This is a genomic window from Aeromicrobium erythreum (genome assembly GCF_001509405.1).
GTDB classification, from domain to species: Bacteria; Actinomycetota; Actinomycetes; order Propionibacteriales; family Nocardioidaceae; genus Aeromicrobium; species Aeromicrobium erythreum.
Window position 1 is genome coordinate 3,502,917 of the sequence record NZ_CP011502.1, and the last position, 23,109, is coordinate 3,526,025.

The window sequence follows — 23,109 nt, forward strand, 5'->3', positions numbered from 1 at the left end:
CCGTCAGCGACCTGCTGTCGGCCGAGCTCGCCTGGATGGGCACCGTCTGGGAAGGCCTCGCGCCGGCGGGCACCCCCGGACCCCTCACCGACGACCTGCCCGGATGGCTGCACACGCTGCTGCAGGGTCGGGGCAAGCGGCTGCGTCCGCAGATGTGCCACTGGGGCTTCGTCGCCGCCGGCGGGACGCTCGCGACACCCGCCCACGACGACGTCGTCCGCGTGGCTGCCGCGCTGGAGACCCTGCACCTCTTCGCGCTGGTGCACGACGACGTGATGGACCAGTCGGGCGAGCGACGCGGCGCTGCGGCCGCGCACGTCGTCGCCGCGGCCCAGCACCGCGCAGCACGGGCGCACGGCGACGCCACCCGCTTCGGCGAGAACGTCGCCATCCTTCTCGGCGACCTGGCCCACCACGAGGCCGACCGGCTCGTGCACACGCTGCCCGCGGTCCTGCGCGAGTCCTGGTACCAGCTGACCCTCGAGCTGATCGCCGGCCAGCGGGCCGACCTCACCGGGGCGGCCAGCCGTCGGACCGACCTCGCGCACGTCGAGGCGGTCGCGGTGCTCAAGTCCGGCGCGTACACCGTGGCCCGACCGCTGCAGCTCGGCGCGATCGCCGCCGGTGCCACCGCGGCGCAGCGCGAGGTGCTCGACCGCTTCGGGCTGCACCTCGGCCGCGCGTTCGCCTGGCGCGACGACGTGCTGGGCGTCTGGGGCGACCCCGACGTCACCGGCAAGCCGTCGGGCGACGACCTGCGCGAGGGCAAGACCACCATGATCTGGGCGCTCGGTGCCGAGCGGCTCACGGGCGAGGCCGCCGCCGCGATGACGCGGGTCGGCACGGCCGAGGCACGTCCCGGCGACGTCGCCCTGCTGCAGCGCGCGCTCGAGGAGTCCGGCGTCCGCCAGGACGTCGAGCAGCGCATCGTCGACGAGACCGAGCGTGCCGAGCAGGCCCTCGTCGGCTCCCCCCTGACCGCGGCCGGCGTCGCCGGACTGCGCGCGGTCGCCCGCACCGTCTCCTGGAGGTCCGCATGAGTCACGTCGTCGTCGTCGGAGCAGGGCTCGCCGGCCTGGCCGCCGCCTGCCACCTGGTGGGCGACGGCCACCGCGTGACGGTGCTGGAGCGCGAGGACGTGCCCGGCGGTCGGGCCGGCATCCTGCAGCGCGACGGGTTCACGTTCGACACCGGACCGACCGTGCTGACGATGCCCGACCTGATCGACCGGCCGCTGCGCGCGGCAGGGTCGAGCCTGGCCGAGCGGCTCGAGCTGACGCTGCTCGACCCCGCCTACCGCGCGTTCTACGCCGACGGGTCGACCCTGGAGGTGCGGCACGGCCACGAGGCCATGCGCGCCGAGATCCACCGCGAGTGCGGCAGCGTCGACGCCGCCGCGTTCGATGAGTTCGTCACCTGGCTGCGGCGGCTGTACCTCACGGAGATGCCGCACTTCATCGACCGCAACTTCGACCGGCCGACCGACCTGCTGTCGCGTCCGGCCGCGGCGGCGCGGCTGCTCGCGATGGGCGGCTTCGGGCGGCTGGGGCCGATGATCCGGCGTCGGTTCGCCGACGAGCGCCTGCACCGCCTGTTCTCCTTCCAGGCGATGTACGCGGGGCTCGCCCCGGACGACGCGCTCGCCCTCTACGCCGTGATCACCTACATGGACTCGATCGAGGGCGTCTACTTCCCGAAGGGCGGCATGCGTGCCGTGCCGCGGGCGCTCGCCGACGCGGCCACCGACGCCGGCGCGGAGATCCGCTACGGCACCACGGTGACGGCGCTCGTGCGCGACTCCGGAGGTCGGGTGCGCGGGGTCGCGACGGGCGAGGGCACGGTCGCCGCCGACGCCGTCGTGTGCACCATCGACCTGCCGACCGCGTACACATGGCTGCTGCCCGACCTGCGCCCGCCGCGTGCGGTGCGGGGCATCGGCGGACGCCTGGGCGGCGACTACTCGCCGTCGTGCGTCGTCTGGCACGTGGGCGTCAAGGGCGTGCCGGAGGGTAAGGCGCACCACAACATCCACTTCGGCCAGCAGTGGAACGAGGCCTTCGAGGACCTCATGAAGCGCGGCACGCTCATGCGCGACCCGTCGCGGCTGGTGACGGTGCACTCGCTCGACGACGACGAGGCCGCGCCCGAGGGTCACAGCACCCTCTACGTGCTGGAGCCGACGCCCAACCTCGACGTCGGACGGCTGGACTGGAAGGCCGAGCGCGAGCCGATGCGCGAGCGGCTGCTGGCGTTCCTGGAGCGGTCGGGCTACCCGACCGACGTGGTCGTCGACGAGCTCGTGACTCCGTTGGAGTGGCACGAGCAGGGCATGGCCGCGGGCACCCCGTTCGCGCTGGCGCACACGTTCGCCCAGACGGGCCCGTTCCGTCCCGCCAACGTCGACAAGCGGGTCCCCGGCCTCGTCTTCGCCGGCTCGGGCACCGTCCCCGGCGTCGGCGTCCCCATGGTCCTCCCGTCGGGCCGCCTGGCGGCCGAGCGCGTCAACCAGCTCGTCCGCTGAGCACCCCCCCCCACCCCACCCCACCCGACTTTTGGACACGTCCGGGGCACTTCCGGTGCCCCGGACGCCCCGCAACTGTCCAAAAGTCGGTGGGGGGTGGGTGGGGAGGGGCTAGGGGAGGAGGGTGGCGCGGGCGAGCTCGCGGCGGCCCGACCAGGGCATCCGGCGGAACATCGACCACATGGCCGCCGCGACGTCGGTGAGGTCGCCGTCGCGCGCCATGTAGGCGCGCTGCAGGTGGGCGGGGAGGTGGCCGAAGCCGTCGAAGAGGGCGAGCGTGCCGTCGACGTCGAGCCGCAGCACCGCCCGCAGACCCGCCTCGCGCAGCGCGTCGGCCGGTGCCACCGCATCGACCCGACGCGGCACCTGACCGGTGGCCAGCTCGTCCGCCAGCGCGCGCGAGCGACGCAGCGCGTGCGCCACCGAGTAACCCGTCACCACGTGGCCACCCCGGCCGGCCACGCCGTGCGCGAGTGTGCCCGGCACCGGCGGTCGACCCCGACCACGCATCGGGATGTGCACGACCTCGCGGTGCAGCGGGGCGTCGACGGCCGACGGGTCGACGCCGCGCGCCGCGAGCCGACGCCGCAACCGCGCCTTCAGCTCCGCCACGGGCAGGGGCGGCGAGGCGGCCAGGCAGGTCTCCTCCAAAAGCACGGTCCCGTCGCCGAGCGGGATCGCGTAGAGGAACGACGGTCGCAGACCCGCGGTCCCGCCGCCCCCATCCCCCCGCCAGTCCGTCCGCCAGTCCATCAGCAGCCCCTCCGCGCCCTGCAGCGCCGGGGCCGCGACGTCGTCGGGCACGACCACCCCGAACGCGGTCTGCGCGGGGGCGGGATCGTCGGCACACAGGCCCTGCGGCCGGGCGCCGCGCGCGTCGACCACCACGCGCGCCGACGACGACAGCGCCGCGACCTCGGCGTCGTCGAGCCGGCCGCGGCGCACGTCCACGTCGTCGAGGGCCAGGGCGGCCTGCAGCGCGACGTTGTCGATCACGACGTACGGACGCGACAGCTGGTGCGCCTCGTGGGCCCGGACCTCCGGCGCCGCCAGCCGGGACCGGACCACCGTCGCGGGCAGCCCGGCGAGCTCGTCCTCCCAGACCCCGTACGTGGGCGTCCAGACCGCGTCGGGACGCGGGTCGACGGCGACGACGCGCAGACCCCGCGCCGCGCACGCCGACGCCAGCGAGCGACCTGCTGGCCCGAGGCCGACCACCGCCACGTCGACCCGTCCGCCGCTCACGTCCGCCCGCGCTCCACGGCACCCATCGTGGCACGGCCGCACGTCCTAGGCTGGGTGTCACCATGGCCCGTCCCCTGCACCCCGACCCGCGGCTCGCGGCCGGCTACGCCCGGTGCGCCGAGCTGACGCGGGCGCACGGCACCACCTACTACTGGGGCGCCCGGCTGCTGCCGCGCGAGCAGCGGATCGACGTGTACACCGTCTACGCCCTCTGTCGGCTGGCCGACGACATCGTCGACGAGCCCGAGCGCGTCGACCCCGCGGTGCCCGGGCACGACGAGACCGACCCGGCCGCGCGGCTGCGACGCTTCGAGCAGCACTTCTGGGACAGCGTCGCGGCGGGCGGCGCCGACGAGCCGGTCATGGCGGCCGTCGTCGACAGCCTGCAGCGCCGGGGCACCGACCCCGAGTGCTTCGACCGGTTCTTCCGGGCGATGGAGCTCGACCTGACCCGCACCACCTGGGCCACCTGGGAGGAGCTGCGCGACGGCTACATGGAGGGCTCCGCCGCCGTGATCGGGGAGATGATGCTGCCCGTGCTGCAGCCGCTCACGCCGGCGGCGAAGGAGCCGGCACGCGCGCTCGGGCACGCGTTCCAGCTGACGAACTTCCTGCGCGACGTCGGCGAGGACCTCGACCGCGGGCGCGTGTACCTGCCGCAGGAGGACCTCGCCCGCTACGGCGTCGACCCCGCCGAACGACGCGTGACGCCGGCGTGGCGCTCGATGATGGCCGAGCAGGTCGAGCGCAACCGCGCCCTCTACCGCCAGGCGGCGCCCGGCGTCGCGATGCTGCCGCCCCCGGGCGCCCGCTGCGTCGCCACCGCCCTGCGCATGTACGCGCGCATCCTCGACCTCGTCGAGGCTGCCGACTACGACGTCTTCTCGGGCCGCCACCGGGTGAGGCCGCGCACGAAGGTAGCGATCCTGGCCGACGTGCTCGTGCGGGGTCCCCGCCGCGGGCTGCCGCCGTCGGGTCCGCCGTCGCCGAGGGCGAGCCTGGCCCCGCGCAGCCAGTAGCCCGCGACGAGGTGGTCCCACCCCAGCTCGGGCTCGGCCACCAGACGCGGCTCGAGCGCGAGCAGCCGGACGAGCAGCGCGTCGGTCTCGAGCAGGGCGAGGGGCTGGCCGGGGCACTTGTGCTCGCCGTCGCCGAACGCCAGCACCGGCTCGCCCACGCCGGCAGGCAGCGAGCGTCCGGGGCAGAGGTCGAGCGGCGCGGCGCCGACGGCCTCGGGGTCGGCGTTGGTGGAGCGCACGCACACGTCGACCAGGTCGCCCGGCTGGATCGTCCAGGACTGTCCGCCGTCGCTGACGTCGATGGGCTGCTGAGCCCGCCGGTAGAGGTGCCCGACGACCGGCTCCAGACGGATGACCTCGCCGAGGATCGCCAGCCGTTCCGGTTCGGGCGCGACGAGGTACCGCGCACGCAGCGCGTCGTCGTCGAGCAGGTGCAACGCCGCCATGACCACGAACTCGCGCGTCGTCACCATCCCCGCGGTGCCGTAGGTGACGCACTCGACGAGGATGCTGGCCGTCGAGTACCCCTCGGCGAGCAGGTGGCTGACGATGTCGTCGCGCGGCTCCCGCCGACGCGCCCGGACCGCCGGACGGACGTCGGCCAGGAAGAGCCGCCCCACGGGGACGAGCCCGTTGACGGCGGCCTGCATCCACTGGCGTCGGGTGCGGCCGAGGTCGCGGCGGGTGACGTCGAACGGCGGCTGGCTGAACATGGCCTCGAGCCGACGCGCCATGCGCGGCACCGACGACTCCGTGAGGCCGACCACCTCGGCCGTGACCTCGACGGTGTAGAGCAGGGCCAGCTCGTCGAGCGTGCAGCCGCCGTCGGCGACCGCCTGGGCGAGCAGCCGGTCGGCGGTGGTGTGCATCAGGTCGGTGTAGCGGACCGCGACGACGGTGGGCGCGAGGAAGCGCGCGACCTTGCGTCGCTGCTCGTCGTGCTGCGGACCGTCGGACACGAGGATCGGGTGGTGCTCGAGGTAGCCCTGCGGGATGGCCTCGGCGGTGAACCCGGCCTGCGTGGTGGCGTGCCGCGCGCGCAGCACCTGACGCGCGGCCTCGAGCGAGCGCAGCCGCCACACGGTGCTCACACCGGGCCTGCCCGCGGCGTCGACGCGCTCGACGCGGGGTGCGTCGGGCTCGTCCGCCACCACGGCGCGACGCCGGCTCACGACGGTCGCCGACCGCGACCGGGGAGCCGGTGCACCAGACCCTGCAGGGGTACCGTCCAGACGTCCTCGCCGCGCACGCCCCAGCCCTCGAGCAGCCGGTTCGCCGCCAGGACGCCCGTGGTCGCGGCGCGCTCCATGAGGGCGATCGGCCAGTCGACGCGCAGTCCGTCACCGGCCAGGACCAGCCCGGGGTACGGGGTCTGGACGGTGAGCCGGTCGCGCCAGGGTCCCGTGCCGACGAGACCGCAGTCGTCCTCGACCAGGAGCTCCTCGTGCCTCACGACCAGGTCGCGCGTCTCCGGGTACACGTCGTGCAGACCGGCGAGCAGACGGCTGCGCAGCCGCTCGACGTCGATCCCGTGTGGTCCGTCGCCCGCCAGGTCGGGGTCGCGGGACGGGTCGGCTGCGTAGGCGTGCAGCTCGACGACCGATCCGCCGTGCTCCGCCGTCCACCGCGACGCGCCTGCCTCGAAGCGCTCGAGCACGGTGACGTTGTCGAGCAGGTCGTAGCCGCTCGTGCCGAGGAACGCCTCCCGCTCGGGCGCCACGCGCCCGTCGAGCCACACGCGCAGCACACCGAAGGGCGGCGCGTTGCGGCCCTCCGCGACCCTGCGCTGCCACGCGACGCGCTCGTCGTCGTCCGCCGGCAGTGCCCCGACGAGCGCACGCGTGGCGCGCGGGTCGGTGGCGACGACGACCGCGTCGGCCGTGACCGACCCGTCCGCGACGTCGACCCGCCAGCCGTCGCCCTCGGGCCGGACACCCTTCACGGCGGTCCCGAGCCGCACGTCGGCACCGAGCCCCTCCAGGTAGCGGCCGAGCGGCGCCCACAGGACGGTGTCGTAGTCGTCGTCGGGGACGTCGAACATCAGCCCCTCGGAGCTGCCCGTGAAGTAGGCGTGGAACATGCCCACCAGCTCGCCGGCGCCGAACTCGCTCGGGTGCGCGAAGAACGACCGCGCGAACACCTCGAGCGCGAGGTGGCGGGCACCCTCGGGGAAGTTCAACCGGTCGAGGAAGGCCTGCGCCGACTCGCCGTCGTAGCGCTCGTGGCTGGCCGGGTAGTCGGTGGCGACGAGCTCGAGCGCGCTCGGCACGTGCACCGACGGCAGCGCCGAGACCGGGAACGTCGGGCTGCGCAGCACGAACGCGAGCAGGTTGAACGGTGGTGTGGTCGGCAGGGCGGCGAAGGAGTCGGTGAGGCCGTCGCCGCGACGCAACGGGTAGTCGGGCACCGGCACGAGGTGCGCGAGCGTCGGGTCGACGCGGCGCAGCAGCGAGCGCAGCGTGTAGTACTGCCGGAAGAACGCGTGGAAGCCGCGGCTCATCGTGCGCCCGGCTCCACCCGCCTCGGCGTCGCCGACGGGCCACGACCGCACGCGCCCGCCGAGCTGCTCGCAGGCCTCCAGCAGCGTCACCCGCACCCCGCGTTCGGCCAGCACGACCGCGGCTCCGAGGCCGGCGATGCCGCCACCGACCACGACGACGTGTCGCGGCTCCTGCAGCTTGGCGGTCCCCGGCGCGGCGGCGTGCAGGACGGCGTGGCGGTCACGCCCCGGCGGGATGCGTCGGACCATGCGTCAGAGGGGCTTGCGCGCGAGGACGGTGTGCAGGGTGCCGTGCTGCCACCCGCCGGCGGTCGACCACGTGACGTCGGTCAGCCCGGCCCGCTCGAGCCTGGCCTGCAGCTCGGCGGTGGAGTCGTTCTCGAGCACGCTGCGCCAGAGGTAGCGGTAGATGGAGGGGTTGCCGCGCACCGCGACGGACAGCGGCGTGACCACGCCCCAGCAGACCGCGCTCCACACCGCCTGCGCCGCCGGGGAGCCCTTCACGTGGTAGTCCTGCAGCGCGATCCAGCCGCCCGGACGGACCTGGTCGGCGATCGCCGCGACCGTGGCGTCGCGCTGGTCGACCGGCACGTTGCGCAGCAGGTAGGCGCCGAACGCGCCGTCGGCGGGGCCGTCGAGGTGCAGCAGCGCGACGTCGGGCAGGTCCTGCGCGAGGGCCTGGACGAAGCTGACGCCGTCGGGCCAGGTCTTCTCCTGCGCCTGCGCGAGCATGCCGGCGGAGGCGTCGAGCCCGACGATGCGGGCCTCGGGGCCGGCGGCGTCGACCAGGGCCTGCGTCGACAGTCCGGAGCCGCAGCCGAGGTCCCAGAGCGTCGGCCACGTCTCGCGACGGGGCAGCCGCGCCACGAGCTGGCGGGCCGCGTCGCGCAGGGCGCCGTGGTAGCCCGGATTGAGGGCGGTGAGCAGGTCGTAGCGTGGGGCTGCGCGGTCGAACTCGTCCGCGAGCCGGGTCCCAGGTGTCGGCACGTCAGCAGCCTACGGGCGAACCAGCCGGGCCGCCGGGCCCGGCAACGGGACGGGGCCCGACTCCCCCGAGGAGAGCCGGGCCCCGTGACCGGAGGGATGCCGTGATCAGCTGGCCGGCGGCATGAGCACCGAGTCGATCAGGTACACCGTGGCGTTGGCGGTCTTGACGCCACCGCAGATGACGGCGGCGTTGCCGTTCACCTTGATGTCGTCGCCGGAGCCGGTGACCTCGAGGTCGGCGCCGTTGACCGTCTTGTGCGTGCCGTCGATCTCGTCGGGCGCGATCTGGCCGGGGATGACGTGGTAGGTCAGGACCGACTCGAGGGTCTTGGCGCCCTCGGGGGTACCGAGCGTCTTCACCGTGTCGGCGGGCAGCTTGGCGAACGCGTCGTCGACCGGCGCGAACACCGTGAACTCGCCACCGTTGAGGGTGTCGACGAGGTTCACGTCGGGGTTGAGCTTGCCCGAGACGGCCTGGACGAGCGTCTTCAGCAGCGGGTTGTTGCTGGCGGCCGTGGCGACCGGGTCCTGGGCCATGCCCTCGACCGAGCCGGCGCCGTCCGGGACGGCCTTGGCGTAGTCGGCGCAGCCCGGGCCGACGAGGTCGGAACCGGCGTCGGACGCGGCCTCCGAGGACGGGGTCGAGGAGGACTCGCTGTCGGACGAGGCGCTGTCGTCGCTGGACGAGCCGCAGGCCGCGGTGAACAGGGACAGCGAGGCCACGGCTGCGATCGCGAGGCTCTTGCTCTTGGTGGTCGTGCGCATGTTTCTTCTCCTTGGTTGGGTGTTTCGTCCTGCTACTCGACACGGAATCTGACGTTGTGCCAGCCGGTCGACCCGTCCGGTGCGATGGGCACACGGTCGGAGGTCTGTGTGGTGCCGTCGGCGTCGGTCGCCCGCACGGTCACCTGGTGGGTGCCCTCGGTGGCGTCCTCCCAGGTCCAGGACCACTGGCGCCACGTGTTGACGTTGTCCTGGGCGGCGAGGTCGACGTCCTGCCAGTCACCGTCGTCGATCTTCACCTCGACGCGCTCGATGCCGACGGACTGGGCCCAGGCGACGCCGCCGATGCGGACGTTGTCGCGCGGGAGGGCCTCGAACGCCTTGGGGACGTCGATGCGGGAGGAGAGCTTGATGGGCGCCTCGGCGTCGTAGCCGCGCGTCGTCCAGTAGGCCTTGAAGTCCGAGAACTTCGTGACCTCGATGTCGACCAGCCACTTGGTCGCCGAGACGTAGCCGTAGAGGCCGGGGACGACCATCCGCACCGGGAAGCCGTGCTCCAGCGGGAGCGGCTCGCCGTTCATGCCGATGGCGATGAGAGCACCGCGCTCGGTGTCGGTGAGCGCCTCGAGGGGCGTGCCGATGGTCATGTCGTCGGCGCTGGTGGTCTTGACCGCGTCGGCGCCGTCCTTCACGCCGGCCCGGGCGAGCAGCTCGGCCACGGGGACGCCGAGCCAGGCGGCGTTGCCGACGTAGGGCCCGCCGACCTCGTTCGAGACGCAGGTCAGGGTGATGCGGCTCTCGACGAGACGCTCCTTGAGCAGGTCCTCGAAGGAGAGGTTGAGCTCCTTCTCGACCATGCCGTGGATGCGAAGGTTGAAGGTGTCCGCCGGGACCTGCGGGACGCGCAGGGCGGTGTCGATGCGGTAGAAGTCGCGGTTGGGCGTGATGTAGGGGCTGATGCCCTTCACGTCGGCCTGCGCGCCCGCCGGGACGGCCGGGGCCGGGGTCGCGGGCTGGGGCAGCATCACGTCGGCACGCGAGTCCTTCGCCGCGGACGAGCCGAGGAAGCGGGTGACGCCGCCACCGATGGCCATGGCGGCGCTGGCGATGAGCACGGCCTGCAGGAACGCGCGGCGGTCGAAGCCGGCGGGGGTCTCGTCGCCGACCTTGCGGGACAGCTCGAGGGCCTTGAGCAGACGGACCAGCAGCAGCAGGCTCACGGCCAGCGTGACGAGCGAGGGGATGACGGTGACGACGACGTTCGCGGTCGACGTGCGGTCGAGTGCGGCGGTCACGAGGGCGGCCAGGCCCAGCAGGGCGGTGATGCCGAGGGCGAGCCGCGGCCGTCGCAGGCCCAACCAACCGGCGACGGCCGCGGCGACCAGGAGGGTCGCAGCGACGCTGCCGATGAGCACGGGCTTGTCGTTCGTCCCGAACTGCTCGATGGCGAACTCCTTGAGCGGCCTCGGGACGAGGTCGATCACCCGGTTGCCGACCGACTCGATCGGGGTGGGCACGCCGAGCAGCGTCGCGACACCCGATCCGAGGGCGACGCCCGCGACCGCGGCGAGCAGACCCGACAGCGCGCCGGTCCACCACGGGGCGGTGGCCCGGGTGGCAGGTGCTGCGGTGGTCGTCTCGCTCATGCCCCTGATTCGGGGCCCGTCGCCGTCTGGATGGGTGCTCACGGAAAAAATTGTTCAGGGGGTCCGCGGATGAGCAACCTGGTACGTCACTCCCAGTTACCTTCGATGCCCGTTCTGCCCTGCCCTTGCAGGGTTCCTAGGGTGGTCCCATGAGCACGCACGAGGGAGTCGCGTTCCGTTCCGAGAGCACGTCGGCGACCGCCCGGGAGGTACTGGCCGACGCCCTGCGGGCGGCCGACCCGGTCGGCTCGCGCGCCGTCGAGCGGGAGACCGCCTGGCGTCGGCAGTACCTCGAGCACTTCCGGCGAGCCGTCGAGGCGGGGATCGGCGACGCGGCGGCCGCGCAGGCCATCGCCTCCGCCGGGCTGCGCAGCGCGCACGCGGCGATGCGGTTCGGCGACGTCGACCTCGACGCCGCCGTCACGGGCGCTCCGCTCGACCAGGTGCTCCACACGACGACCCTCGAGGGAGGCGCCGAGCCGGAGACGGAGCTGACGCTGCCCTACCGCGGGGAGCGGCTCCGGGGCGACGCCCTGCTGCGCCAGCTCGACGCGTGGGTCGAGCGAGGCGTGGTGACGGCCTCGTGCGCCGAGGCCGTGCGGCGCGTGCACGAGAACCCCGACTGGCTGCGGCTCGAGGGCGACGTCGTGGCGGTGCTCGGCGCGGGGGCGGAGATGGGTCCGTACCGCGCGCTGCAGCGCTGGGGTGCCGAGGTCGTCGCGCTCGACCTCCCGCGCGCCGACGTGCAGGAGCGCATCGCCCGGGTGGCGACCGACGGTGCGGGGCGGGTGCACGTGCCCACGCGGATCGTCACGAGCGGGCGCGGCGACGGCGGCTGCGACGTCGGCGCCGACCTCGTCCGCGAGCTGCCGGCCGTCGCGCACTGGCTGGGGTCGTTCGCCGGGGCGTCGCGACTCGTGCTCGGCAACTACTGCTACGCCGACGGCGCCATGCACGTGCGCGTGTCGATGGCGGCCGACGCGCTGGCCGCGCACCTGGTCGCGGAGCACCCGCGGACGGCGCTGGCGTTCCTCGCCACCCCGACCGACGTGTTCGCCGTGCCCGCCGAGGAGGTGGCCCGGTCGCAGGAGGCGTACCGCAAGGGTCGGGTGGGGCGGGTGGCCCGGCACGCGACGCGGGTGGTGAGCGGCGGCCGGCTGCTGCAGCGCAACTACCCGCCGGGCGCCGACCCGGGCCTCTGCGACGCGCTCGTGCCTCAGCAGGGCCCGAACTACGCCCTGGCCAAGCGCGTCCAGCGGTGGCGCGCCACCGACGCCCGAGCCGCAGGCACCACGGTGTCGCTCAACGTCGCGCCCGCCACCCGCACGCGGTCGGTGGTGAAGAACAAGGCGCTGGCCGCCGCGTACGCAGGCGCGCACCGCTTCGGCGTCGAGATCTTCGACCCGGCGACGTCGAACACGCTCATGGCGGCGCTGCTCGTGCACGACCTGCGGGCCGGCCTGCAGCCGGAGACCGAGCCGTGGAGGGACGAGGCGCGCGGAGCTGCGCACGGCGGGCTCTGGACCGCCGCCTACCACCCCCGGTCAGCCCTCGGCCTCGCCGCCGTGCTCGGCGTCGGCGCCCTCCGCAGCTGAGTCGTCAGAGGCGGAGGTCGGCGGCCTGGTCGAGGGGGGCGCGGGTGGTGCGGTAGGAGGCGGTGGGGTGGTCGGGGTCGGGGTGGCCGAAGGAGATGCCGCAGACCACCTGGCGGTCGTCGTCGAGCTCGAACCACTCCCGCAGCAGCTCCGAGCGCATGGCGAGCGCCGCCTGCGCGCACGCGCCGAGGCCGAGCGCCTGCGCGGCGAGCAGGAACGACTGCACGTAGAGCCCGCAGTCGACCGCGCCGTACACACTGAGCGACTTCGCGGTCGTCACGATCGCGACGTGCGGTGCGCCGAAGAACTCGAAGTTGCGCATCGTCTGGGCGGCCGAACCCGCCCGGTCACCCTTCACGACGCCCACCGCCTCGTAGAGCTGCCAGCCCGACTCACGGCGACGCTCCGCGTACACGCCCTCGTAGGAAGGCGGGAACTCCAGGTCGGGACCGAACCGCTCGTCGTCGGCCATCGCCTGCTTGAGCCGCTCGGTCTCGCCGCCGGCCGTGACGACCACGTGCCACGGCTGCGTGTTGCACCACGACGGCGTGCGCTGCGCGGCGGCGAGCAGCCTCTCGATGGTGGCGGTGTCGACCTGCTCGTCGGTGTAGCCGCGACAGCTCCAGCGGTCCGCGAGCAGACCCTCCAGGACGTCGATCGGCGCGCTCATCGACCCTCGAAGCGGGCGGGCCGCTTGTCGAGGAAGGCCTGGATGCCCTCCTGCGAGTCGGCGGTGTCGGCCAGCTCGCGCTGCAGGCGCAGCTCACGCTCGAGCGTCTCGTCGAGGCTGCGCAGCGTGGTGGCGTTCATGGCCTGCTTGGTGGCGGCGTAGGCACGCGTCGGCCCGCCGGCCAGCTTCGCGACGAGCTCGGCCACCTGGTCGGCGTGGTCGTCGCCGCAGCACCGGTCGATGAGTCCCATCTCCGCCGCCCGCGCCGCGGGGAGACGTTCGCCGAGCAGCGACAGCCGAGCCGCCCGGGCCCGACCCACCGACGCCGCCAGCAGCTCGGTGGCGCCGCCGTCGGGCATCAGGCCGATGTTGACGAACGCCTGGAGGAAGTACGCCGACTCGTGCGCGACGGTGACGTCCGCGGCCAGCGCCACCGACATCGCGATGCCGGCGGCGGGCCCGTTGACGGCCGCGACGACCGGACGCTCGGTGGCCACGATCGCCCGGACGAGCCGGTTGCCGTTCTCGTGCGTGCCGCCGCGCTCGAGGCGACGCAGGTCGGCGCCCGCGCTGAACGCGGCGCCGGCGCCGGTGACCACGACGACGCGGGCGTCGGTGGTCTCCACGGCCTCGGCGGCGCGCGCGAGCATGGCGCCGTCGACGGCGTTCATGACCTGCGGCCGGTTGATGGTGATCGTGAGGACGCCCTCGGCGTCGTGGAGCAGCAGCTCGGACGCGGTGTCGGGGCTCGACTCGGGCTCGGTCACGGTCGTCTCCATTCTCCGATGATCGCCTGCACGACGGCGGCGAGGACGAGGGATCGGTCGGGCATCACGTGGCGCCGTCGACCTCGACGGACGGGGACTCCGGCGCGCAGGCGAGTGCGTCGTCGAACCACGCGGTCGATCCACGTCGCCTCCAGAGAAACCATCAGCCTTGACTGTTCCTGATCCCGCCAGCAGGCTACCGATGACAGCGGACCACCTCGGAGGCACCCATGACCCTGGCCGGAACCACGATGATCATGTCCGGCGGGAGCCGCGGCATCGGCGAGGCGATCGCCGTCCGCGCGGCTCGCGACGGCGCCAACGTCGTGCTGCTCGCAAAGACCTCCGAGCCGCACCCGCGGCTGCCCGGCACGATCCACACGGCGGCCGCGGCCATCGAGGCGGCGGGCGGTCGCGCCCTGCCGCTCGTCGGCGACGTCCGCGACGACGCGTTCGTGGAGGACGCGGTCGCCCGAGCCGTGGAGACGTTCGGTGGCATCGACGTCGTCGTGAACAACGCCAGCGCGATCGACCTGTCCCGCACCGAGGACATCTCGATGAAGAAGTACGACCTCATGACGCAGATCAACGCCCGCGGGACGTTCCTGCTCTCGAAGCTGTGCATCCCGCACCTGCGCGCGTCGACCAACCCGCACGTCCTCACCCTCAGCCCGCCCATCAGCACCGACCCCCGCTGGTTCGGCACGTTCACGGCCTACGCGATCGCGAAGTACGCGATGAGCCTCGTGACGCTCGGGCTGGCCGAGGAGCTGCGCGCCGACGGCATCGCCTGCAACTCGCTCTGGCCGCGCACGGCCATCGACACCGCCGCGGTGCGCAACGTCGTCGGCCCGGGCCTGGAGTCGAGCTCGCGGACGCCGGCGATCATGGCCGACGCCGCCTACGCGATCCTCACGCGCCCGAGCCGCGAGTGCACGGGCCACTTCTTCATCGACGACGACGTGCTGGAGGCCGAGGGCGTCACCGACTTCTCGGTCTACCTGAACGGAGGCCGCGAGGAGGACCTCGCGCTGGACTTCTGGGTCGACCCGAAGGGTCCGCACGACGCGAGCAAGCGCCTGTAGGAAGTGCCTTGGTGCGCCGGTCGTGCGACGGTCGGCGCATGAGCACTGAGCCCCACCGCTCCATCGCGCGTGCCGTCGTCGGCGGTGCCGTCCTGCTGGTCGTCGCCCTCGTCGCGGGGGCCGTCGCCATCGCGACGCAGACCTGGCCGGTCCTCTACGTGGCAGGCGTCGTCGCCGTGGCGGGGCTCGTCTGGCTGGGGTTCGGGCTGGTGGCTCGTGCGGTCGAGCTCGGGGTGCGCGCCAGCCGCGACTGACGGGACGTCAGCTCGCGGCGGCGGCCACGACCTGCGCCCGCGGGTGGACGGGCGAGAGCGCCTCGAGCGTGGGGCGACCGAACCAGTACCCCTGGAAGAGGGGTACGCCGAGGTCCAGGAGGGTCGCGTACTCGGCCTCGGTCTCCACCCCTTCGGCCAGGACGACGACGTCGAGCGTGGATGCCATGACGACGACGGCCTGGACCACGGCCTGGCGGGAAGCGTCGGTGTCGATCCCGCGTACGAGGTGCATGTCGATCTTCACCAGGTCCGGGCGCAGGTCGACGAGGCGGGAGAGCCCGGCGTGACCGGCGCCGAAGTCGTCGACGGCCATCGTGAACCCCTGGCGCCGGTACTCCTCGACGATCGCCACGAGGTGCTCAGGCTCGTCGACCCGCTCGTCCTCGGTGAGCTCGAAGACGAGGGAGGCGAGCGGGAAGCCGACACGAGCGGCCGCGGCCAGGGTCGCGCGCAGGCAGGCCACCGGCTCGTAGACCGCGTTCGGCATGAAGTTGATGGAGAGCCTCAGGTCGTCCTCGGCCGGGAACAGACGTGCGGCCAGCTCGATCGCCCGCTCGCGACAGTCCTGGTCGAACCGGTAGCGATTGCGGTCGTTGACCTGGCCGAGCACCGACATCGCCGACTCACCGCCGGGGCCGCGGACGAGCGCCTCGTGCCCCCACACGCGCCCGTGCTCGGCGTCGAAGATCGGCTGGAAGGCCATCGTGAAGTCCAGCGACTCGACGTCGTCGCGACATCCTGCACACGGCACGAGCACACTCCCTGGTGTCCCGGTCCGGGCAGGACGCGAGTCTGACCATTCTCTCAGGTTTTCCGCCACGCCGCAGGCGCTGCACCGCAGCGGGTCGGCGTCCGGGCCCGGCTCACGGGATCACCTTGACGAACTGCGCGCCGCGGAGCGCTGCGCAGGCAGGTGGAAGAGTGACGGAGCCCTCCGTCGCACCGCTCTCCAGCGACCGGACGACGCCGCCGACCTCGATCTCCTGCCCGATGCGCGTGACCTCCCGGGTCCCGTCCACCCGACGCCGGACCAGCGTCGTGCCGTCCCACGAGACCAGCGTCCGCGCGAAGGCAGGGACCACGATCCCCGTCCCACGCCGCATCACGACGCAGCCGAGCACCGCGGAGAGCGTCCCGCGCTGCGCCGGCAGCCTGAAGAACTCATGGGGGTCGTAGGTGAACGTCGCCAGCGCGGCCGGCGGCCCGGTGGGCTCGGCCGACGCGGCCGCCGTCGCCCTCGGCCCAGGCGCGTCGTCGGCGACCACCGACGCGACCACGCCGGTGGCGCCGCCGAGCGCGAGCGCGACGCACAGGGCGGCGACCGCGAGCCTGGTCCTCACGCCGGCCTCAGCAGCCGTCGCGGACGAGCTCGGGCCGCGCGCCCTTCGTCACCTCGACGAACGAGACGCGCGACGCGTCCGTCAGCCGGTCCGGCGACTCGTCGAACAGGAACCCGACCCAGGTGCCCGCCGCGCTGTCCTCGAGGAACACACCGGTCTGCCCGAAGCCGACCGACTCGGGCTCCGACGTCGAACCCTTCAGCTCCCCGTAGGTGGTGCCGACGCCGAAGCCCGCCTCGGTGTCCACGCCCTCACCACGCACGCCGATCGAGCGCACCTCGCCGGCTCGCGACGTCTGCACGTCGACGGCGTTCACGTACTCGTCGCGCCACGCGAGGGGACGGACGGGGCACCCGTCGGTGGGGTCGGCGACGTCGGCGACGAAGTAGCCGGTCGCGAGCGCCTGCTGACGAGTCATGCCCACCCGCACGGGACCGACGGCACCCGGCGCGACGACGAGCTGGTCCGGTGCCAGCAACCCTGGGCCGGCCGACGGCGCGCCCTGCTCGCCGCCCCGCGAGCCACGCTCGGGGGCTGCAGCGACCCACGCGGTGGCGACGCCGAGCACGACGGCGATCCCGAGCACGGCGGCGGCGATCCTGGTCCTCATCATGGTGTTCCTCTTCCTGAAGGTGGTGTCACCCTTCAGATGCCGGCCGGGCCCGAAAAGTTGTCGACGTCGCGCAGCTTCTCGCGCACCTCGCGCCGCGCGGCGTGGATCCGTGCCTTCACGGTGCCGAGCGGGGCGCCCGTGAGCGCCGCGACCTCCTCGTAGGGCAGCGTGCCCAGGTCACGCAGCACGAACGCCTCCACCGCCGCCGGGTGCGTGCGCTCCAACTGCTCGAGCGCCTCGAGGAGGTCGATGCGCGTGCCTGCGATGACGCTCGTCGTGCGGGGGTCGACGGCGTCCGGCAGCACGTCCCGCGACTGCTCGTCGAAGCGTCGCCGCAACGAGCGGTAGACCTGGCGGGCGGTGTTGGAGGTGACGACGGTGACCCATCCACCGAACGAGCCCCGGCCGCTGTACGTGTCGAGCTTCTGCGCCACCAGCAGGAGCGCCTCCTGCGCCGCCTCCTCCGCGTCGTGCGCGTACGGCAGGAACGCGGCGCACCGGCGCACGACGTGCGGGCGCAGCCGGCGCAGCAGGTCGTCGAGGGCGTCCGGATCCCCGGCCCGAGCACGCTCCACGAGCGGAAGCAGCTCCTGGTCGTCCATGACACCCCATACTGTCGCGTGATGAGACAGATCGGACGCTACCGGCTCGACGCCGTCCACGGGTCGGGCTCGTTCGCGACCGTGTGGCGCGGGCACGACACGGCGCTCCACGTGCGCGTGGCCGTCAAGGTGCTCGCCGACAACTGGTCGCACCACGCCGACGTCCGCGAGCGCTTCCTCGAGGAAGCACGCCTGCTGCGCCGCATCGAGAGCCCGCGGGTCGTGCGCGTCCACGACGTCGGCACCGACGAGGACGACCGGCCGTACTTCGTCATGGACTTCGCGGGAGGCGGGTCGCTCGACGCGGTGGCCGACGGGTCCCTCGAGCCCGACGTCGCCCTTGGCCTCGCGGTCGAGGCGTGCCGGGCCGTGCAGGTGCTGCACGACGCCGGGGTGGTGCACCGCGACGTGAAGCCCGCGAACCTGCTCCTCGCCGACGACGGCCGCGTGCTCGCGGCCGACCTCGGCAGCGCCAAGCGGGTCGCCGAGGCGTCGGGCTACACGGTCACGACCGGCACGCCCGCCTACATGGCCCCGGAGCAGGCCCGCGGCGACGGGATCAGCGTCCGCACCGACGTGTACGCCCTCGCGGTGCTCACCTGCGTCCTGCTCACCGGCGCGTTCCCGTCGGACCCGTCCCGTCCGCTGGCCCGCACCGATCCGCGGACCGCCGCGGTGCTGCAGCGTGCGCTCTCCAGCGATCCGGCCCGACGTCATGCCACAGCGGCCGACCTGGGCGCGGACCTCGACGCCGTCCTCACCGGCGAGGCGGCAGGCGAGGGTCGTCGCTGGCCAACGCGGTGGGTCGCGGCGGCGGCCGTCGGCGCCTACGCCGGGTCGGCCACCGGGGCCTACTACCTCCTGACCTGAGAGGCGCCGCGCCTACTGCGTGTCGACCGGCGTGCCCAGCTCGACCGTGCGGCTCACCGTGCACAGGCGGTCGTGGGAGCGGCGGATCGCGTCGGGCAGGCGCTCCGTCGCGGCGCGACCGGCCTCGTCGTCTCCGAACGCGACGTCGAAGCGGACCGTCAGCCCCTCCATGCGGTTGCCGTCGTCGTCGCGCACCTTCTCCCCCGCCGAGGTCACCGAGAACCGCTCGGGCTCGGTGCGCTTGGTGGTGAGGAGGTCGACGTCGATCGCCGTGCAGCCGGCGACGGCGGCCAGCAGCAGCTCGACGGGCGTGAAGTCGTCGCTGGAGCCGTCGCCGATCACCATCTCCCCGCCGCGCGCGTTCGTGACCCGGTACCGGCCCCGGCCGAGCCGCTCGAGGCCGACCTGACGATGCGTGTCGCTCATGCCCCCATCCTGCCGAACTAGTCCGACCGGATCATCTTCGGCGGGTTCGCCCCGCGTCATGACCTGGCCGTTCTACCGTCTTCATCACGACGGCAACAGCTGGATCTCGGGAGCTGAACCCATGAGTGACTACCTCTACGACCTTGACGGCGACGTGATCGCCTTCCGACGGTCCTGGGACGACGAGCACGTCTTCGACACGTCCGGTCGCTGGATCGGGTGGATCCCGTGGGACGGCAACGACGTCGTCGACGAGCGCGGCCACTACCTCGCCTCGATCGTCGGCGACCGGCTCGTGCGCCGCAACGACTGCGGCAACCGGCGCTGCGCCCAGGCCGTCGAGCACCCCGACCGCGCGGAGCCGTCGGGCCGGCCGACCCGTCCGCTCGAGTTCCCCAACCGGTTCGCCTACGACGACGTGGAGCAGCTGCACCGCGCAGGCTGACCGGCCCGGCGACTCGGGATGCCCCGAGCTCCCGCCACCCCGACGATGGAGGCATGACCCTCTCGCTCGTCACCGGTTCGACCGGCTACGTCGGCGGCCGCCTCGTGCCCCAGCTGCTCGACGCGGACCACGACGTCCGCGTCCTCGTCCGCAGCCCCGAGAAGGCCGAGGCGCACGAGTGGGCCGACCGCGTCGAGATCGTGCCTGGCGACGCCACCTCCGACGACGACGTCCGGCGGGCGATGGAGGGCGTCGACGTCCTCTACTACCTGCTGCACTCGATCGGCGCGGGCCGCGACTGGGTCGAGACCGAGCGTCGCATGGCGCAGACGTTCGCCGACGCCGCCGCGTCGGCCGGCGTGCAGCGGATCGTGTACCTCGGCGGCATGGACCCCGAGGGCGAGGAGCTCTCGGAGCACCTGCGCTCGCGCAAGCAGGTCGGCGAGGTGCTGCTCGCGTCGGGCGTCCCGACGACGGTGCTGCAGGCCGGCGTGGTGATCGGGTCGGGCTCGGCGTCGTTCGAGATGCTCCGCTACCTCACCGAGCGGCTGCCGGTGATGGTCACCCCGACGTGGGTGCACACCCGCATCCAGCCCATCGCCGTCCGCGACGTGCTGCGCTACCTCGTGGGGAGCGCGTCGATGCCGTCCGAGGTGAACCGGACCTTCGACATCGGCGGCCCCGACGTCCTCACCTACCTGGAGATGATGCAGGGCTACGCGCAGGTCGCGGGCCTGACCCGACGTCGCGTGGTGCCCGTGCCCGTGCTGACGCCGGGCCTGTCGAGCCACTGGGTCGGCATCGTGACCCCCGTCCCGGCGAGCATCGCCCGCCCGCTGGTGGACTCGTTGAAGAACACCGTCGTCGCGGCCGAGGACGACATCAGGCAGTACGTGCCCGACCCACCCGAGGGGCTGATCGGCTTCCAGCGGGCCTGCGAGCTGGCGCTCACCAAGATCCAGACGCTCGACGTACCCACCCGGTGGTCGTCGGCCGCGACCGCCGGCGCACCGTCGGAGCCTCTGCCGTCGGACCCCGACTGGGCGGGCGGGTCGCTGTACAAGGACGAGCGGACGCGTGAGGTCGACGCGTCGCCGGAGTCGCTCTGGACGATCATCGAGGGCATCGGCGGACGCAACGGCTGGTACTCCTGGCCGCTCGCCTGGTGGATCCGTGGTCTCATGGACCGGCTCGTCGGCGGACCGGGGCTGCGGCGCGGTCGGCGCAACCAGAAGGACCTCGTGGTCGGCGACGCGCTCGACTTCTGGCGCGTCGAGGCCACCGACGACAGCACGTTCCTGCGGCTGCGGGCGGAGATGCGGGTACCGGGCCTGGCCTGGCTGGAGCTGCAGGTCGGCTCCACCGAGGGCGGCACGACCACGTTCCACCACCGTGCGCTCTTCCACCCGCGCGGTCTGCTGGGCCACGCGTACTGGTGGGCCGTCTGGCCGTTCCACGGCATCGTCTTCGGCTCCATGCAGCGCAACATCGCCCAGGCGGCGGAGCGGCTCGAGCGCGGCGAGGAGCCGAAGGCCCACCAGGGCATCAGACGTCGCCCGTAGGCGAGCCGACACGGGCGGGACGCGGGACCGGGGAATTTGCGTCACACCCCGGGCGGGTGCACGATCCTTCGGTGAGCCTCTTCCGCACGAAGACCGTCGAACGGTCGATCGCCGAGACCGACGAGCCCGACCACCGCCTGAAGAAGGACCTCTCGGCCTGGGACCTCACGGTCTTCGGCGTGGGCGTCATGATCGGCACGGGCATCTTCGTGCTCACCGGCCAGGAGGCGCACAAGAACGCCGGTCCGGCCATCGTGCTGTCGTTCGTGATCGCCGGCGTCGTGTGCGGCCTGGCGGCGCTCTGCTACGCCGAGTTCGCGTCGACCGTCCCGGTCGCGGGCAGCGCGTACACGTTCTCCTACGCGACCCTGGGCGAGTTCATCGCCTGGATCATCGGGTGGGACCTCGTGCTCGAGCTCGCCCTCGGGGCGGCCGTCGTGTCGCGCGGCTGGTCGGCCTACCTGCAGGAGCTGTTCGACCTGCCGACGTGGCTCGCCGGCGGCGACGCCCTGCCCGACATCGCCGCCATCGCGATCGTCGTCGGACTCACGACCCTCGCCGTCTTCGGCACCAAGCTGTCGGGACGCTTCACCGGCGTGCTCGTGGTGGTCAAGGTCGCCGTCGTGCTGTTCGTGATCGTGGCCGGCCTGTTCTTCGTGAAGGCCGCGAACCTCACGCCCTTCGTGCCCGCGTCGCAGCCTGCCGACCCGAAGAACGTCGGCTCCGGCCTCGACTCGACGCTGCTGCAGTCGATCTTCGGCGTCGAGCCGACGGTCTTCGGCATCTACGGGATCATCGCCGCCGCGTCGGTCGTGTTCTTCGCCTTCATCGGCTTCGACATCGTCGCCACGTCGGCCGAGGAGACCAAGAACCCGCAGCGCGACATGCCGCGCGGCATCATCGGGTCCCTCGCGATCGTCACCGTCCTCTACGCCGCGGTGGCGTTCGTCGTCACCGGCATGCTCAAGTACAGCGACGACCGCATGAACACGGGCGCGCCGCTCGCCGCCGCCTTCTCGGCCAACGGCCTGGAGTGGGCCAGCAAGATCATCTCCGTCGGCGCCGTCGCCGGCCTGACCACCGTCGTGCTCGTGCTCATGCTCGGCCAGGCGCGCGTGCTGTTCGCGATGGCGCGCGACGGCCTGCTGCCGCAGGGCCTCGCGAAGGTGCACCCCCGCTTCGGGACGCCCTACAAGATCACGATCATCACGGGTGCGTTCGTGGCCGTGCTCGCGGGCTTCGTCCCGCTCGACGAGCTCAGCAAGCTGGTCTCGATCGGCACCCTGTTCGCCTTCGTGGTCGTCTCGGCCGGCGTCATCGTCCTGCGTCGCACCCGACCCGAGCTCGACCGCGCCTTCCGCGTGCCGCTCGTGCCGCTGATCCCCGTCCTGTCCATCGCGGCCTGCCTGTGGCTGATGGTCAACCTGTCGGTCGAGACGTGGCTGCGGTTCCTGGTGTGGATGGTGCTCGGCATCGTCCTGTACTTCGTGTACGGACGCCGTCACTCCCGGCTGGGGATCGACCAGGCGGCCGGCAAGGCCTAGCCGCGCTTGACGCCCGCGTGGAAGACGCGGACGTTCTCGCGCCAGCCGCCCAGCGCGTCGTACGGCATCGGGTCCTCCGCGGCCTTCTTGCGCACGTCGCGCCGCCGCTCGGTGGTGTCGAAGCCGAGGTCGAGGGTGTCGGTGCCGCGCATCAGCGACTCCAGCGCCTCGGGCGTGTAGCGCCAGTAGTCGATCGGGCACGGGTGGTAGCGCCAGCTGAACAGGGTCGAGGTGTACACGAGCCCGCCGGGTCGCAGGATCCGCACGATCTCCTCGCCCGCGAGCCAGGGGCGGTCGATGTGCTCGAACACGTCGACGCTGAGGACCACGTCGAACGAGGCGTCCTCGATCTCGGGGCAGTGCGTGATGTCGCCGAGGATGACGCCGGGGCCCGTCTCGGCGAGGTCGAGGTTGAGGTACTCGAAGCGCTCGGCGTCGAACACGCGGTCGCGGGGGTGAGCGCGGCCGCCGATCTCCAGGACCCGACCCCCCGTGACGCCGGACTTCGCGAGGACGAGCGCGAGGTGCTCGTTGATGCGCTCGTCGCGCACGGGCCCGTGCGTCCACTCGTCGCGCAGCCGGTCGAGCTCGACCAGCTCCGGGTCGCGCGGCGGGGGCGGCGGCGTCCAGATCCGCCGCGCGAGACGTTCACGGAGTCCGGGCATGCGCGCGAC

General features: G+C 73.2%; 22 protein-coding genes and 2 pseudogenes. 10 read left to right on the plus strand and 14 right to left on the minus strand.

What is annotated here, in order from left to right; genetic code table 11:
* Nucleotides 1-119 precede the first annotated feature (119 nt).
* Nucleotides 120-1,040, plus strand: a pseudogene (locus tag Aeryth_RS18430) (polyprenyl synthetase family protein); the annotation flags it as partial.
* On the plus strand, nt 1,037-2,521 hold the full coding sequence (crtI, locus tag Aeryth_RS16525; protein ID WP_067860887.1) for a phytoene desaturase family protein: 1,485 nt from the start codon (nt 1,037-1,039) through the stop codon (nt 2,519-2,521). The pseudogene Aeryth_RS18430 and the gene crtI, both read left to right, overlap by 4 nt.
* Nucleotides 2,522-2,632: 111 nt before the next feature.
* Here the strand turns inward: crtI and Aeryth_RS16530 are convergent, their stop codons facing one another.
* A complete protein-coding gene (locus Aeryth_RS16530; protein WP_067860889.1) occupies nt 2,633-3,766 on the minus strand; it encodes a lycopene cyclase family protein in 1,134 nt (377 codons plus the stop codon).
* A 62-nt stretch (nt 3,767-3,828) separates the two neighbouring features.
* Here Aeryth_RS16530 and Aeryth_RS18435 point away from each other — a divergent pair, with 62 nt between their 5' ends.
* Entirely contained in the window at nt 3,829-4,785 is a 957-nt protein-coding gene (locus tag Aeryth_RS18435) for a phytoene/squalene synthase family protein (protein ID WP_067860891.1), read from the plus strand.
* A 71-nt stretch (nt 4,786-4,856) separates the two neighbouring features.
* On the opposite strand, the pseudogene Aeryth_RS18530 reads toward Aeryth_RS18435, so the two are convergent.
* The 5 genes and pseudogenes from Aeryth_RS18530 to Aeryth_RS16560 form a co-directional block, all read right to left on the minus strand.
* A pseudogene (locus tag Aeryth_RS18530) lies at nt 4,857-5,654 on the minus strand (cytochrome P450); the annotation flags it as partial.
* Nucleotides 5,655-5,953: 299 nt separating this feature from the next.
* Nucleotides 5,954-7,534: an FAD-dependent oxidoreductase gene (locus Aeryth_RS16545; protein WP_067860893.1), complete on the minus strand. Its 1,581-nt coding sequence runs from the start codon at nt 7,532-7,534 to the stop codon at nt 5,954-5,956.
* A 3-nt stretch (nt 7,535-7,537) separates the two neighbouring features.
* On the minus strand, nt 7,538-8,272 hold the full coding sequence (locus tag Aeryth_RS16550; RefSeq protein ID WP_067860895.1) for a methyltransferase domain-containing protein: 735 nt from the start codon (nt 8,270-8,272) through the stop codon (nt 7,538-7,540).
* A gap of 105 nt (nt 8,273-8,377) precedes the next feature.
* A complete protein-coding gene (locus Aeryth_RS16555; protein ID WP_067860897.1) occupies nt 8,378-9,037 on the minus strand; it encodes a fasciclin domain-containing protein in 660 nt (219 codons plus the stop codon).
* Nucleotides 9,038-9,069: 32 nt separating this feature from the next.
* Nucleotides 9,070-10,641 carry a molybdopterin-dependent oxidoreductase gene (locus Aeryth_RS16560; RefSeq protein WP_067860899.1) on the minus strand — a complete coding sequence of 524 codons (1,572 nt, stop codon included), beginning with the start codon at nt 10,639-10,641 and terminating at the stop codon, nt 9,070-9,072.
* 149 nt (nt 10,642-10,790) lie between these two features.
* Between Aeryth_RS16560 and Aeryth_RS16565 the strand changes: the two genes are divergently transcribed.
* The gene (locus tag Aeryth_RS16565; protein ID WP_067860901.1) at nt 10,791-12,236 is read left to right on the plus strand and encodes a hypothetical protein; all 1,446 of its coding nucleotides are present in this window, start codon (nt 10,791-10,793) and stop codon (nt 12,234-12,236) included.
* Between the two features lie 4 nt (nt 12,237-12,240).
* On the opposite strand, the gene Aeryth_RS16570 is transcribed toward Aeryth_RS16565, so the two are convergent.
* Nucleotides 12,241-12,906, minus strand: coding sequence for a nitroreductase (locus Aeryth_RS16570; protein WP_067860903.1), 666 nt, complete (start codon nt 12,904-12,906; stop codon nt 12,241-12,243).
* Entirely contained in the window at nt 12,903-13,685 is a 783-nt protein-coding gene (locus Aeryth_RS16575; protein ID WP_083516524.1) for an enoyl-CoA hydratase-related protein, read from the minus strand. The genes Aeryth_RS16570 and Aeryth_RS16575 overlap by 4 nt, the downstream gene beginning before the upstream one ends.
* Nucleotides 13,686-13,903: 218 nt before the next feature.
* Between Aeryth_RS16575 and Aeryth_RS16580 the strand changes: the two genes are divergently transcribed.
* Both Aeryth_RS16580 and Aeryth_RS16585 read left to right on the plus strand, forming a co-directional pair.
* Nucleotides 13,904-14,758, plus strand: coding sequence for an SDR family oxidoreductase (locus Aeryth_RS16580; protein ID WP_067860904.1), 855 nt, complete (start codon nt 13,904-13,906; stop codon nt 14,756-14,758).
* A gap of 38 nt (nt 14,759-14,796) precedes the next feature.
* Nucleotides 14,797-15,012 carry a hypothetical protein gene (locus tag Aeryth_RS16585; RefSeq protein ID WP_144433838.1) on the plus strand — a complete coding sequence of 72 codons (216 nt, stop codon included), beginning with the start codon at nt 14,797-14,799 and terminating at the stop codon, nt 15,010-15,012.
* 7 nt (nt 15,013-15,019) lie between these two features.
* Here Aeryth_RS16585 and Aeryth_RS16590 read toward each other — a convergent pair whose 3' ends face one another.
* The 4 genes from Aeryth_RS16590 to Aeryth_RS16605 all read right to left on the minus strand — a co-directional run bounded on the left by Aeryth_RS16590 (nt 15,020) and on the right by Aeryth_RS16605 (nt 17,588).
* Nucleotides 15,020-15,784 carry an EAL domain-containing protein gene (locus tag Aeryth_RS16590; RefSeq protein ID WP_202967690.1) on the minus strand — a complete coding sequence of 255 codons (765 nt, stop codon included), beginning with the start codon at nt 15,782-15,784 and terminating at the stop codon, nt 15,020-15,022.
* 112 nt (nt 15,785-15,896) lie between these two features.
* The gene (locus Aeryth_RS16595; RefSeq protein WP_067860908.1) at nt 15,897-16,373 is read right to left on the minus strand and encodes a hypothetical protein; all 477 of its coding nucleotides are present in this window, start codon (nt 16,371-16,373) and stop codon (nt 15,897-15,899) included.
* 7 nt (nt 16,374-16,380) lie between these two features.
* Nucleotides 16,381-16,986 (minus strand): hypothetical protein, encoded by a 606-nt coding sequence (locus Aeryth_RS16600; protein ID WP_067860909.1) that lies wholly within the window; start codon nt 16,984-16,986, stop codon nt 16,381-16,383.
* Between the two features lie 32 nt (nt 16,987-17,018).
* The gene (locus tag Aeryth_RS16605; RefSeq protein WP_067860911.1) at nt 17,019-17,588 is read right to left on the minus strand and encodes an RNA polymerase sigma factor; all 570 of its coding nucleotides are present in this window, start codon (nt 17,586-17,588) and stop codon (nt 17,019-17,021) included.
* A 21-nt stretch (nt 17,589-17,609) separates the two neighbouring features.
* Between Aeryth_RS16605 and Aeryth_RS16610 the strand changes: the two genes are divergently transcribed.
* Entirely contained in the window at nt 17,610-18,458 is an 849-nt protein-coding gene (locus Aeryth_RS16610) for a serine/threonine-protein kinase (protein WP_067860913.1), read from the plus strand.
* 12 nt (nt 18,459-18,470) lie between these two features.
* Here Aeryth_RS16610 and Aeryth_RS16615 read toward each other — a convergent pair whose 3' ends face one another.
* Entirely contained in the window at nt 18,471-18,884 is a 414-nt protein-coding gene (locus tag Aeryth_RS16615) for an OsmC family protein (protein ID WP_067860915.1), read from the minus strand.
* Nucleotides 18,885-19,005: 121 nt separating this feature from the next.
* Between Aeryth_RS16615 and Aeryth_RS16620 the strand changes: the two genes are divergently transcribed.
* The 3 genes from Aeryth_RS16620 to Aeryth_RS16630 all read left to right on the plus strand — a co-directional run bounded on the left by Aeryth_RS16620 (nt 19,006) and on the right by Aeryth_RS16630 (nt 22,435).
* Entirely contained in the window at nt 19,006-19,329 is a 324-nt protein-coding gene (locus Aeryth_RS16620; RefSeq protein ID WP_067860917.1) for a 4-fold beta flower protein, read from the plus strand.
* Between the two features lie 53 nt (nt 19,330-19,382).
* Nucleotides 19,383-20,891, plus strand: a complete 1,509-nt coding sequence (locus tag Aeryth_RS16625; protein ID WP_067860919.1) for an SDR family oxidoreductase — start codon at nt 19,383-19,385, stop codon at nt 20,889-20,891.
* 71 nt (nt 20,892-20,962) lie between these two features.
* Complete coding sequence (locus Aeryth_RS16630; RefSeq protein WP_067860921.1) at nt 20,963-22,435, plus strand: amino acid permease; 1,473 nt, start codon at nt 20,963-20,965, stop codon at nt 22,433-22,435.
* Here Aeryth_RS16630 and Aeryth_RS16635 read toward each other — a convergent pair.
* On the minus strand, nt 22,432-23,100 hold the full coding sequence (locus Aeryth_RS16635; RefSeq protein WP_067860923.1) for a class I SAM-dependent methyltransferase: 669 nt from the start codon (nt 23,098-23,100) through the stop codon (nt 22,432-22,434). The genes Aeryth_RS16630 and Aeryth_RS16635 overlap by 4 nt on opposite strands.
* Between the last annotated feature and the right edge of the window lie 9 nt (nt 23,101-23,109).